This window comes from Acidobacteriota bacterium (assembly GCA_016208495.1).
Classification (GTDB): Bacteria; Acidobacteriota; Blastocatellia; order Chloracidobacteriales; family Chloracidobacteriaceae; genus JACQXX01.
On record JACQXX010000060.1, the window covers coordinates 71590 to 84854 of the forward strand.

The window sequence follows — 13265 nt, forward strand, 5'->3', positions numbered from 1 at the left end:
CTGAGGATATTGGGCTCAGGGCTCAGGGAAATACAATTCTTTCAATAATTTAGCCTTCTCGTAATACGATAGTTTCATGGCAGAGTGGTGGGAAGCTACACAAAATGATCTCACTCAAGCTGACCCCATTTTCTTCAGCCCGTCTTCTTCAGCCCCATGTCTTCAACCCTCAATGAATCGGCCCCATTCGCTGCCGCAAGAAACCAGCCTGGTGACCGCTGATCACCGCCCGAATTTCAGCAATAATCGAAAGTGCAATTTCTTCAGGGGTTTCGGCGCCAATATCAAGCCCGACTGGGCCAAAAATCCGCTGTCGCTGATCGGGAGTTATTTCAAAGCCTGCTCCTTGAAGATCGTTGAGCAAGGCATCGGTTCGGCGTTTCGGTCCGAGCATCCCAATGTAAGGCAATGGAAATGGCAGCAAGGCTTTCAAAATTTCGCCGTCACGTTGGTAGTTATGAGTCATTACCACGGCGACCGTGCGCGGCGTCAATTTGACGTGGTTGGAAATATTTTCGGGATGGCTCTGAATCACCTGATTGGCCAGTGGAAAGCGCTCCGCCCTGGCAAAAGCTGGGCGATGATCAATGACACTCACCTGCCAGCCGAGTTCTTTGCCCAATGCGACCAGAGGAAGTGCGTCATAGCCGGCCCCAAAAATGACCAGAGGTTGTGGCGACTCCAGAAATTCAAGGAACACCTCGGTGGCCACACCTTCAACCAGATATTCCTTCAATTCACTTTTTTGGTGACGAAAGACCTGTCCGGCATCCGCCACCAGCAATTTGGCCAGTGCCTGGTTGGGGATTGAACTTTCCACCGATTCATCACTTCGCAGCAGAAGATGTGAACCAACCGAAACACTGTTGAGATCAGTTGTTTTGACCACCATTGCCCAGACCAGAGGGGCAGATTCGCTCAACAGCGTTTCAAGCATTTTGATTGGATGTGGGTCGGTACCTGCAGAAACCGGTTCAATTAAAACCTGAACTTCACCGTTGCAGCCCATCCCAAGCCCCCACACCGTGTCGCCATCCGACGTGGTGTCATATACCACAAGCTGGGGTTGGCCCGAAGTCATAACCTGAGAGGCACGTTCAACCACATCGCCTTCAAGGCAGCCGCCGCTGATGGCGCCCAGGCTGTGTCCCTGGGTTGAAATCAACATGCGGGCCCCTGGTCGCCGGTAGACCGAGCCTTTTACGCTGACCACAGTGGCTAACGCGACCAGTTCACTTTCATTGCGGAGCAGTTCGCGATACGCAGCTACAATCGTTTGAATCTCTTTCATGGTTTTTGAATGATGATGGCATCACCGTGGGTGGAATTTTTGAATGGGGATGCGCGGATTATAGAAGTGCTTTGGCCAGAAAGGATTGTTTTTTTGTAAAAACTCCGGGTCGGGCCAATCCTCAGCGACCGGCAGGTGACGAAACATTTTCGAGGTCGTTTCGTACCACAGGGGCTAAATCACCCCAAAAAATCCAACTTCAACCGAAATTTTATACCTCAAGCCTCTCAAAAGGCATCGTTTGTTGCCTCTTATTTCAGCCATTCGCCAGCTATCTGAGATTCTTGTGTAAGAAAAAACCTACAACTTAATCTCAAATTAATATTCAAAAAATTCAAAAGAAATTCAAAAAAATTAAAGAATTATTTAATACAATTATTCTATGATTTTGGTCTTTTTATTTTTGCTAATCAACAAAGAAAAACCCCAGGTGCAATCAGTTGCACCTGGGGTTTTTAAATCCTCTCAAAGGATTAATTATTGTTGTGGGGTTGCCGCCTGGGCACCGCCATTGATGACGATATTTTGATTTGAGCCTTCAAACGCAAACCCTTGCAGGCTGCGATTATCACCGTTTTGCGTGTAGAGCATTTCCAGTCGAATGGCTTTCTTTTGGCGATCTTCGGTCCGGGTCGTGGCTTTCACCAGTTCTTCTTTTCCCTTACGGATCGACATTTCACCGGTTTTGTCGTCATACACAACCTGGTATTTGCCTTTCTTGACCAGCGTTCCGTTGACGGTCACGTCACTTGAGAAAGAAACGTCTTTCTTTGTTTCACCTGCCAAAGCAGAAGCGCTCACTACGATTGAAAGGGCCAGAACAGCAAACAAACGGGTCATCAGATTTTTCATTTCAGTGTCTCCTCACAGTTGATGAATTTTTTCGGGTCGTCAGATAATTTAATTGATTTATTGTGTCAGCACCGACTCAAACGTGATTACAAAATGAAAGTTCCAGAAAATTACGAAACTGTAAAAATTTTAATTAAATAAAATAATTAAATAAATCCTATTCATTAGAGATCATGAGCTCACTCCGTCCATAAAGACCTAGCCGATAAGGCATCTTTCGCCTATGCTCACAGCATCATTCGCAATACCCTCGTCTGGATTTCCGTACCTTTTCAATTAACGTCTCATCCACAATCAACCTTCGGCTGGACATGACTGGTCTTTCCCAGGGCCGGGATTGGTCCAACAACGTCATCTTTAACTCATGATTTTCTGGAACCACTTCATAGGAGGGAAGTTATGGCTTTGCCATTGAAATTGAATCAGCTTTCTCACTCATCTTTACCAACCGGTGTGATCAAAACGGTTTCGGTGTCCTGTCTGGTGTTTGGGTTGACCCTGACATCAACCTCGCTCCCGACACTGGCTCTTCATGTTCGGGATCTGACTGGTTCTTCCGCGGTCAGCAACCAGAGTTCACGCTATCGGAGTTATGAAATTCCGGCTGGCGCCGTCTTGAAACTCAAACTGAATTCACAACTCACTTCAAAAACAAACCGGGTCGGCGACACCTTCACCGCTACGGTCTTTGAACCATATCTCATTGATGGAAAGGCAGTTGTTCCACAAGGAACTCAAGTTGAAGGCCACGTTTCAAGCGTTGAGCCAGCCCAGCGGGATCGTTCCGGAACCATTGCCGTCGATTTTGATTATTTGATTTTTGAAAATGGCAAAAAGCTCGATATCGGCCAGGTTTCTGAATTGACCAGCCTCAAACGCGACGAAAAACAACAAATTGACGCTGAAGGAAAAACTTCAGGTGGATCAACAACCAAACGCAAAATCATCTTTACGGGTGGTGGCGCCGGGGCTGGGGCTGTGATTGGCGCGATTGCCGGCGGCGGCAAAGGCGCGGCGATTGGTGGTGCCATCGGTGCCGGGGCGGGAATTTTGACCGCGCTGCTGCTCAAAGGTGACGAAGCCGTGGTCAAAACTGGTCAGGAATTCGGCCTCGAATTTCTCCAGAAAACCAGAGTGAGCGACGATTACCTCACCGCCCGATCAACCACGGACACCACTGACCGGGATCGGAACACTCGCGACCGGGATACCACTGACCGGGATACTCGTGACCGGGATACTCGTGACCGTGACACCCGCGACCGTGACACCCGTGACCGTGACACCCGTGATCAGGATACTCGTGACCGCTATACCGGTTCTGGCCGCGATCCATATCAGGAATATACGGATCCACAGTTTATCCGGCGGGCGCAACTCGAACTCCGAACTCGTGGTTTTTACACCTCAACCATCGGTACCACACTAACTTCCGGTGTGCGTTCGGCTATCACCCGATTCCAGCGTGATCAACGCCTTGAAGAAACCGGGAAGCTTGATCTGCCAACTGCCCAGGCACTGAATCTGGTTGATCGTGACGGCAACGAAATTCGACTCGTCAAGGTCCTGGCGGCCCGTGCCGTTCGTCAGGCTGACCGCAGTATCCAGGTCGTGATGGATACCGAGGTTCCGTCCGGCGGCTGGGATCTGTATGGCGACTATGAAATCCGGACCGACAAGCTTGAAGTCTGGGCCCGTGGCGTGGCACCAGCCGGCGCCGCTTCACAGGTCATCACCAAAGGCACCATCGAAGTCGTTCCACGCGAAGATGTCTCACGCATCCAGACCGTGTTGATTCACACCGACACCAAAGATCTGACGGTGGCGGTTGAAGATATGCAAACGGGCATTGCCAAATCACTCAAGGCCACGGCTGACCGCATGTTGAGCACGCTCAGAACTCAGTTCCGAAGTGAACAACGCGGCGCCACCCGCACCGCCCCAAGCACAATTTCCTGGCGCTTGAATGAAAACGAAGCCCGACTCTATTCAGCCGTGGTCAGTCTGGCAGAAGCCACCCGGTTTTATGCCGAACTGGTCGAAACCCGAGCCACCGAAGAGGCTCAGCGCGGTGCCGCCGAAGCCCTGGCTCGTGGCCTCAACCGGGTTGACCGGGTCATGCGTTCTGGTCGCGTTGGTGATCGAATCCAGCGCGATGTGGATGATTTTGATAAAGCGGCTCAGCAATTAACCGACTATTTCCGGATTGATGCTCGTGGAAATGATTAAGAGCGAGTAGCAAGTAGCGAGTGGCGAGTAGTAAAACCACTTGTTCCTCTAAAAACAGTGAGTTTCTGGATCTGAAAACCAACAAGATCAAGAAGCTCACTGTTTTTGTCATTCTGTCAGTTGTCACCTTGTCACCATGCGCCTTCTGCATCTTAGTTCCGGGAAGGATTTTGGCGGCGGCGAGCGTCACGTACTGGAACTCACCCGTACGCTGGCGGCTCGCGGACACACGCTGCACCTGGCGGTCCGTCCCCAAAGTCAGCTTCAAGAAGTTTTGACCCAATTTCCCCACCTTCACGTCCATACCTTTGGTTTTCGCAATGCCCTGGATTTATTGACCGTCAAGGACTTGTGTCGGCTCATCACTGATCAGCAGATTGAAGTTATCCACGCCCACTATGGTCGGGACTACACCCTGGCCGCGCTAGCTGTGCGATGGCTGCGAAGAACTGGCGCTTCCCTTCCAGCTTTTTTCTTCACTCGACACCACTACCTTCCGCTTTCAACCAATCTGGCCTACCGATGGCTGTTATCCGCAGCCGATGGCGTCATTGCCGTATCGAGGAGCGTTCAAACTACAGTTTGTCAGTCTCTGAACTGGCCGGTGGAACGCGTGCGGGTCATTCCCAACTGGGTTGACACGGCTAAATTTCAGCCTTCCAACGACCAGAGCCAGGCCCGCCGTCAATTTGGACTTCCACAAACCGCAAAACTGGTGGGTGTGATCAATCAGATTGCCCCGGAAAAAGGCCAGGCCGAACTTCTCGAAGCCATATCTCGCCTGACACACCACGTTCCGGATCTCCATCTGGTGCTGGCCGGGAAAGAACACGGCGGCGACCGGTTTACCCAATCTCTGAAAGAAATGGCTGCCCGCTTTGGATTGACGGAACGTGTTCACTGGCCTGGATTTGTCACCGATGTGCCGCAACTCCTGGCAGCGCTTGACGTGGTGGCGATTCCATCCTGGAACGAGGCGTTTTCCCTCAGCGCTCTTGAAGCACTTGCCACCGGCGTGCCCGTGGTGGCCTCCCAGGTTGGAGGGCTGTGCGATATTCTGACCCAGAATCAGACAGCGTTGCTGGTGCCGCCTCGCAACGTCGAAGCACTGGCGCTGGCCATCCAGCAGCTCCTGGAATCGGTTGAACTCCGGAACCGTTTGCGAAAGGCCGGGTTAGAGCGGGTGCATACATTTTTCTCACGCGAGGCAATTGTCACCCAGGTGGAACAACTGTACACAGACACACTCCGTAAGTAATTACCTTCCACACCGGCCAAATGGCACCAGACTATCCAAGGCAGAATTATGAATTATGAATTATGAATTATGAAGAACGGGTGATACAGAATGGAATAATGGAGGCCAAGGCACAATCATCATAGGATTACTGCTTATTTTTCAACTATATAGCTCTCAGAACTCGATTCCGATATATTCAAGATTGGGTTTCAGAATCGTCTTTCAACAATTCTTCATAATTCATAATTCATAATTCATAATTCAATTGACGAAAGCATTCCTGACCAGTCATTCTTACCTATCTCCGCACTCAAATACTTTCATCTCTTCCCAGGAGACCACGCACTGATGTCCAAACCGCTTTTTGTGCGTCCCGTGACGGTCGAGGAACGGTATCAATTGGAAATTTCGGTTGACGCTGAAAACCCTGAACTCCAGCGTCGGGCTCAGGCTATTTTGGACTCAGCCGATGGCAAAACCGCGCACGAGATTGCCAGCCAGCTCAAAACATCTGCCGAAAACGTCAAGCGCTGGTTGCGTCAGTTTAATGCCAGCGGGCTTGAGGGTATTCAACTCCGAAAACGCGGACCTGAGCCCCGCTTTACCGAAGCCCAGATTGAAGCCATTCGGGCCCTGGCGGCGCGCAGTCCGTTAATTTTAGGGTATCCGTTTGAGCACTGGTCGTCCCAAAAACTGGCCGAAGCGGCACGCCAGCAAGGGATTGTGGACAATATCAGTCACGTCACCATCCAGAAAATTCTGACGGATCTCCCAAATTACCGGCAATCTGCGACATCTCCTCCCCTGCCGGCCCGGAATGGGACGACATCGGCACCCCGGACAACCTCACCGCAAATCAATGGCTCGGTTCGGAGCCGCATCACCCAACTTGAAACCCGACTCCGACGTGGACACCTGCTTCCAGTTGACGAAGCCGCCGTCCGCTGTGCGCTCAGTGAAGCGTTTGAAAACATCGGCGGCTATGCTGAAACACTTACTGCCGTGGAACATTATGACCATGTGCAGCCACCTGACCTGTCCAACGATTTGCTGTGGCAGGCACATACCCGGCTGCGGCTTGGGTGGGGATATACCTGGCATGGCAATCAGCCACGGGCCCTGGCGCGCATGAACGAAGCGTTGCGGCTGTTTTTGGACGGAGGCTGCCTGGATGGTGTCAGCGCGGCCCACTATGCAATTGGTCGCACCTATGCCGAAATCAATGAATTCAAGATCGGGCGCGACCGCATCTGGCAGGGACTGCGGCTCTTGATGAAACAGATTGAAACTGGTGCCGAATATAAATCGTGGAATCCAGAGTGGGTCGAAGACACCGTCAGCACCTGGCGCACCCGGCTGATGGCGCGCATGCACCTCAGCCTCGGAGTGATTGACTATTGCGAAGGGAATTTTGACGCTGCCAAGAAAAATTATGTCCGGGCCCTTGAACTCGCCACCAGCGCCGCCCATGACCGCAACCTCCTTGGACTGGTTGCTATGAATCTGGCGTTGATTCATGACCAGGTTGGCGAGCGACGTGATGCGAAAAAATATTACGAACAGGCAATTGAAGACTTTACCAAAGGCGGCCACGAAGGGTTTCTTGCCCGGTGCCACAACAATCTGGGCGAAAGCCTGATGCACCACGGACTCTGGGTTCAGGCCGTCCAGCATCTGGAAAAAGCCCTGGATTTGGCCGAGCGGCATCAAATTCGCGAAAATGAAGCCCTGACCCTGATTACCCTGGCCGAGTTGCGCCTCCTGCAAGGTCAGATCAGTGTTGCCGAACACCATCTCTCGCGGGCCGTCCAGATGCTGATTGATGGTGACAAGTGGGCCGAAGCCTATGCCCAACGCATTTTCGGCAAAATTCTGCTGGCTCAAGGAAAAGAAATCGAAGGGCTGGGAAAGCTCCAACTGGCGCTCCAGATGACCACCGATATTGGCGACCAGTATGGTCAGTGTCTTTCATACCTTGAACTGTCGGATTATTACCTTCATCACGCAAAACTTGATCAATCCGAATCATCGCTTGAAATGGCGCGCGAACTCCTGCAGAGCAACTCCGGGTTTTATGCCGCCGGAGTTGCCCAGCGGATCACCGGAAAACTCGAAGCCGCCCGTCATCGCTATCCCGAGGCACAGCAACACTTACTGCAAAGTATCTCGATTTTTACCGCCAATGACGATCAATATGAAGTTGGTGTCAGCCGCCTGGAAGTCGGTCGGTTGTTTCAGGAACTGCAGGATTATCCTCAGGCTCACGTCCATTTTGATCAGGCGGAAACCCTCTTTGTGCAGTTAGGCGCCGAAACAGCGATTGGACGCGTGCGCGAATTGCGCCAAAAACTGGTCACCACGCCACGCGCAACCATCGCGCCAGCCAATGTGGCGATTCCTCCGTCAGAATCACTCCTGCTCCAACGATTGATTGAAGCCTGCAATGCCCGCGAACTGCTGTTGCAGGAACTGGCCGCCATTCTGCAGGAAAACTTTGCTGCCCAACAGGTTGTCGTCTGGGAACGCGACGAGTACGGCGCCTTGCGCGTGCTTCTGGCACACCACACTTCGATTGATCCGATTCGACTGGTCCAACGTGGCGAAGATTTGCTGGCTCAAGGCCGCCGTGGCAGCGACCGCACCGGAGACGAATCAGCCACACCGGAATGGGCGCGATTGGTTTTTGAACGTGAACTGATTCGGATTGGGTTGTATGTCCAGTGTGATCCAGCGGCGATCAAAATGCCATTCAAGTACCTGCAACCACTACTGAAACAGGTCTGGTTGGGACTGGAAATTTCGGCGTTGCGCTCCGCACGGGCCTCGGTTGCCGCTCCGGCCCCGCCGTTGCCGCTCCAACATCCAACATCATTGATTCCTGGGTTTATCTTTTGCAGCCCGGCGATGTGCGAAGTGGTGGACCATATTCGCAAAATTCGAACTTCAGACGTCACCGTGCTCATCACGGGGGAATCCGGCACCGGGAAAGAATTGATCGCACGTGCCATCCACGGCGGTTCCGCCCGCCGGGACGCGGTGTTCTTGCCATTTAACTGCACGGCCACACCGCGTGATTTAATCGAAAGCCAGCTTTTCGGACATCGGCGCGGGGCGTTTACCGGTGCCGTCAGCAATTATTCAGGAATTATTCGGGCTGCTTCGGGTGGAACATTGTTTCTGGATGAAATCGGAGACCTGACGCTTGAGACGCAACCCAAGTTGATGCGCTTTTTACAGGAAGGTGAAATCCAGCCGCTCGGTGAAACCAAGCCGCTAAAAGTGGATGTTCGGGTTCTGGCCGCCACCAATGTTGACCTGGAACGTGCTGTCAAAGAAGGCCGCTTCCGCGAAGATCTCTATCACCGCCTCAACATCATCCGCATCCACGTTCCGCCGTTGCGAGAACGGCGGGATGAAATCCCGATTCTGGCGAATCATTACCTCGATCACTTTTCCAAACGCGACGGGAAAAAAGACCTGCGGTTTTCACAAGAAGCCATTGAATTGATTAATGCCTACGACTGGTCGGGAAACGTGCGGCAACTCCGCAATGAAATCGAACGGATTGTGGCATTTGCCGTGGCTGGAACGGTGATCGGAGCGCGTGAGTTATCGTCTGATATTTCACGCCAGCGGTCTCATTTTGCCTCGCTCTCAACCCCCATGCCGACACCTGACCGATTTTCGCAGCCATCTGCCTTCTCACAGCAGAATACCCCCATGCCGACCTACTCAAGTGCCAATGGGAGTGATGGCCACGCCACGATCAGCTACCCGGCGCGGGCCACGCTCCGCGAAGCCACCGAACGGCTTGAAGTCCAGATGATGACCCAGGTTTTGGAGCGAACTGGCCACAACATTTCGCGGGCCGCCCGTGAACTGGGCCTTTCCCGCCGTGGCCTGCGGCTCAAGATGGAACAACTGGGATTGGGCGCGGGAATGAAAAATGAAGAATGAGGCTAGTGGTTAGTAGTTAGTGGTTAGTGGTTGCAAATCAATGCCTTCCGAGAACCAGGTTTTCTTCATTTCCCCAATTTCGCCCAAAATATCACCACGTTGCTGAAAGATCTGTGCTGACAGTCCGGGACCTGGTTCACAATGGGAACTCTCGTCGAGCCGTGAGTCGCATCACACTGCACCACACTCTTCTGGTGACTCCCTGTACCTGACTTCCACCTGGTCCTTTTTGTCCTTTCTGTCCTTTCTGTCCTTTTTTTCACCACATTTGAGACCAAACCTGAGCCAACAGTCGGTATTTTGGGCGAAATTGAAGGAATGAAAAATATGGAGTGCTGTGACTTGTCACAGCTTTGAATCGAATCGGCTTTTCTGTTTCAGAATATTTTCAATCACTTCACTGACCTGCTCAGCCCGGACATCCCAGGTGCTGCCCATGACAGCCTGTTGCCGGGACTGGCGTGATTCGGGCGAATCCGCGGCCAGTACCGATTCGATACATTCGATGAAGTGGTCGTAACTCCGAACAATCCGCAAGATGCCGTCCAGCGGTTCATATTCATAGAGCGGCGTAATGACGACGGGTTTGCCAGTGGCGAGATATTCGCGGACTTTGATCGCGCTCCCGTAGTTAACGAATTCGTTGTTCGTCACCCACGGCAACACGCAGACGTCAAACTGCCCGGCAAAAGCTGGAAGACTGGCATAGGGTTGGGATGAAATACAGTGGACGTTGGGCAACGATTCGATGTCCAGTGGGCTGGTCTTCAAACCAATAAACACAAACTGCCAGTCCGGATGCCGCTTGGTGACATACCGGATCAAATCCTGATCAATCAACCACGTCTCAATCGCTCCGAAATACCCCAAAATTGGTTTGCCTTTGGCCTTAATTTCTTTCAGTTCAGGCGGGCAATCCCAGGTTTTCGATGTCGTCGAAGCAAAATGCTCGAAATCAACCGCCTGCTCAAGCAAGCGTGATTTTTCCAGTCCAGCCGTGGCATCAGCCAGCAATTTCCGGCCAGAGTAATAGACGACATCTGCCGCCTCGATCAGGTCAGCGTGGAGCTTGCGAATCAAGGCTGACCGGTCACCATGATCCATCGTGTTGGCGTCATATTTGTCTGAAACCTGGTAAATCAAGGCCGATTCACCCAGCCGTCCGACCATATCGCGAGCGGTGGGAATCGCCACCCAGAGCACTGGCGACCGAAATCCTAAAATCCAGGCCAGAAATCGAATTTGAAACTGGAGCAACCCCAGGTTGATACTCCGTCCCAATGAACTCGAAAAAAATGGAAGGACAATCGGGGTCACCACCCAGATCCCTTCCGGAGTACGGCGCACAAATTTCAGGTAACTTTTGAGCTTGCGACGAACTTTCGCGAAAAAATCCCGACTTCTGACGCTGGGCAGCCCCATTGAAATCGAGTTGATGAACATCACGCGGTTGTGGCGCACAAACCGCTTCATGAGGTGATTTTTGGAATGTGGATGGTGATACCACCAGTCCTCACCAGCAAAACAAATGATGGATTGATTTTGGATCACAATGTCGGGTTCCGGGTTCCGGGTTCCGGGTTTATTAAAAGTTTTTGGGTTGAAGGACCAGATCGCGGGGTCAAGTGTCCGCCGCTCACTGCTTTGAATTGCCGAGAATCAACTGTGCGGCGCCCCAGATGGCAATCCCAATGCCTAACACCATCACACAGGCCATAAACCCCACCAGAATCGCCTGACTTTTGAACACAATGGCGACCACGGCGCCGAGAATCAAGAGCCCAAACCCCAGTATCAACTTGATAACTGCCATCAAGCGACGTTTCTGGGCAGTGGCGTTTTGATCCGGCAGGGTGTGCTGGTTTCCAGATGGGTGCGGTGCGACTGTCCGATTGCCGCCAGTTACCAGCCCAGCCTGGGCGCCTCCCTGGTCAACGGTTGATGGAATGAAGGGTGTTTCACTCTGTGACTCAGGAATGGGGCGATTCAAAAACTGGGGGCCGCCTGGCTGGGGCGATGAATCAGGGAGAGGTCTGGGAGTAATCAATTCTGGCGGGGGTGGTGCATTCCGCGCCCAGGCGGGAATATCATTTCCTCGAGGTGTTTCAGGCATCCGGTTTTGATCTTTTTGCAGCAAGACTGGCCCCGGAGCCCGCTCGGCCTTGGGTGTAATCAGGGCACCCGGGATTGCAGGGCCAGAAAATGAATCAACATGAACTGGCGGCGGTGTGGCTACCATCCAGGGCATATCAAACCGAAGCTTTGGGCCGCCGATTCCAAACTCGATCACATCGCCATGGGTTAACACGATCTCTTTGACCCGGTTGCCTTTATGATAGGTCCCATTGGTGCTGCCAATATCGCGTAGAATGAATTTGTTTCCTTCAAAGAGCAAATGGGCGTGTCGGGTTGAAGCCAGCGTATCATTCAAATCCATCTGCAACATACTGCCGGGATCGCGTCCAACAGTTGCCGGAAAGGTTGAAAGAATCAGTTTTTCACCCTTGCGCAGTCCAGTCAAAAACACGACTTCAATAAACGGCGCTCCAGGTGGTATAGCCTCAGAACTCACGGTGATCACATTTGAAGGCTCAGCCGAAGCTGGCGCTTCAGCCGTCAAGGTCTCGTCGGCGCCCATATCCCGGAGCATCATTCCGGGCTGGCGGTATTTCGCTCCACGCGCCCCTCCTGCCGGAGTGAGTGTTGAACCACAGCGGGTACAAAACTTTGCGTCATCTCGATTGACGATACCGCAGGTTGGACATTGCATAACGCACATTCCTAAATGGGGTATAGATTTCCACACGGGTTGCCGCAAGTCTAACACGGTCAACAAACATTTCAAGATAAGGCCAAAATTTCACCTGAGGCTTCAAATTTCTGCAGCAGTTCAACGTCAAATTCAGGGCAACCCTGTGCTAGGATTTCGCTTCTGCTGGATAAATCCATCTCTTTTCCCCAATTACTTTTTCATCTGGGCTTTTAGTCAGTAGTCAGTAGTCAGTAGTTTTCTAAAGTTGTTTACTTGAATTACTTAGCTGTCTACCTGCCGGAAGCGATGATTTTATTTTTGTATCAATTCTCAGATAGGAGCCGACGCATATGACACCTTCTTCACGTTTTGGCTATCAAGGTTCCGCGATTCGAAATCCATTTATTTCCACCAGTTTATTGATTCTGATTTTCGTGGTTGGTTTCTGGGTCACTGCGACTGACGTCGCCGCACAGGAAACTTCGACTCAAAAACCGCGAGTTCTGTCCAAAGGGCGAACCAAAAGCCGCGGAGACCGGCCTCCGCGCGGCATCAAAAGCGAGTTTGGCGAATCTGGCCGCTCAGCCGGACGTGGCGGCAAGGGCTTTGGGAAAAATATCGCCAAAGGTCGGGTTCTGCGCGCCGGTAAAGAATTTGGCAAAGGCATGGGCGGCTTTGGCAAACACCTTGGCAAAGGCGTCGGCAAAAGCGTCAAGCATGCCTTTAAACCATAGTCGGGTTCCGGGTTCCGGGTTTTCGAAGGAGGGCGCGGTTCAAAGCAACAGCGCCCTTACTTTCCTATCCCCTATCCCCTACCCCCTATCCCCCATAAGCGCCAGGATAAGAAACCCCGTGTCCTTTCCGTTGGCATTGAACGACGATCTTGTAGGGTTTGGATCTCGTCCTGGCGTGACCGTGGGCTTCGCACCACGGCTATTAAACAA

Annotated in this window: 8 protein-coding genes; 4 read left to right on the top strand and 4 right to left on the bottom strand. The window is 52.2% G+C overall.

Going from position 1 to position 13265, the window contains the following annotated elements; genetic code table 11:
- Positions 1–169: 169 nt before the first annotated feature.
- Together HY774_11190 and HY774_11195 are read right to left on the bottom strand one after the other, a co-directional pair.
- Positions 170–1291, bottom strand: a complete 1122-nt coding sequence (locus tag HY774_11190) for an XdhC family protein (GenBank protein ID MBI4749045.1) — start codon at positions 1289–1291, stop codon at positions 170–172.
- Positions 1292–1768: 477 nt separating this feature from the next.
- Entirely contained in the window at positions 1769–2143 is a 375-nt protein-coding gene (locus tag HY774_11195; GenBank protein ID MBI4749046.1) for a hypothetical protein, read from the bottom strand.
- A 399-nt stretch (positions 2144–2542) separates the two neighbouring features.
- On the opposite strand from HY774_11195, the gene HY774_11200 reads away from it, so the two are divergent.
- The 3 genes from HY774_11200 to HY774_11210 all read left to right on the top strand — a co-directional run bounded on the left by HY774_11200 (position 2543) and on the right by HY774_11210 (position 9569).
- Entirely contained in the window at positions 2543–4372 is a 1830-nt protein-coding gene (locus HY774_11200; protein MBI4749047.1) for a peptidoglycan-binding protein, read from the top strand.
- Positions 4373–4508: 136 nt separating this feature from the next.
- Positions 4509–5630, top strand: a complete 1122-nt coding sequence (locus HY774_11205; protein ID MBI4749048.1) for a glycosyltransferase family 4 protein — start codon at positions 4509–4511, stop codon at positions 5628–5630.
- Between the two features lie 330 nt (positions 5631–5960).
- Complete coding sequence (locus tag HY774_11210; GenBank protein MBI4749049.1) at positions 5961–9569, top strand: sigma 54-interacting transcriptional regulator; 3609 nt, start codon at positions 5961–5963, stop codon at positions 9567–9569.
- 345 nt (positions 9570–9914) lie between these two features.
- Here HY774_11210 and HY774_11215 read toward each other — a convergent pair whose 3' ends face one another.
- Positions 9915–11120 (bottom strand): hypothetical protein, encoded by a 1206-nt coding sequence (locus tag HY774_11215; GenBank protein ID MBI4749050.1) that lies wholly within the window; start codon positions 11118–11120, stop codon positions 9915–9917.
- A gap of 85 nt (positions 11121–11205) precedes the next feature.
- Complete coding sequence (locus tag HY774_11220) at positions 11206–12339, bottom strand: FHA domain-containing protein (GenBank protein ID MBI4749051.1); 1134 nt, start codon at positions 12337–12339, stop codon at positions 11206–11208.
- A gap of 332 nt (positions 12340–12671) precedes the next feature.
- Between HY774_11220 and HY774_11225 the strand changes: the two genes are divergently transcribed.
- Positions 12672–13055: a hypothetical protein gene (locus HY774_11225; protein MBI4749052.1), complete on the top strand. Its 384-nt coding sequence runs from the start codon at positions 12672–12674 to the stop codon at positions 13053–13055.
- Positions 13056–13265 lie beyond the last annotated feature (210 nt).

What these genes read in the sequence shown, in the direction of transcription:
- HY774_11190 (MBI4749045.1), bottom strand. Translation starts at nt 1,291, where the DNA reads ATGAAAGAGATTCAAACGATTGTAGCTGCGTATCGCGAACTGCTCCGC.
- HY774_11195 (MBI4749046.1), bottom strand. Translation starts at nt 2,143, where the DNA reads ATGAAAAATCTGATGACCCGTTTGTTTGCTGTTCTGGCCCTTTCAATC.
- HY774_11200 (MBI4749047.1), top strand. Translation starts at nt 2,543, where the DNA reads ATGGCTTTGCCATTGAAATTGAATCAGCTTTCTCACTCATCTTTACCA.
- HY774_11205 (MBI4749048.1), top strand. Translation starts at nt 4,509, where the DNA reads ATGCGCCTTCTGCATCTTAGTTCCGGGAAGGATTTTGGCGGCGGCGAG.
- HY774_11210 (MBI4749049.1), top strand. Translation starts at nt 5,961, where the DNA reads ATGTCCAAACCGCTTTTTGTGCGTCCCGTGACGGTCGAGGAACGGTAT.
- HY774_11220 (MBI4749051.1), bottom strand. Translation starts at nt 12,339, where the DNA reads ATGCAATGTCCAACCTGCGGTATCGTCAATCGAGATGACGCAAAGTTT.
- HY774_11225 (MBI4749052.1), top strand. Translation starts at nt 12,672, where the DNA reads ATGACACCTTCTTCACGTTTTGGCTATCAAGGTTCCGCGATTCGAAAT.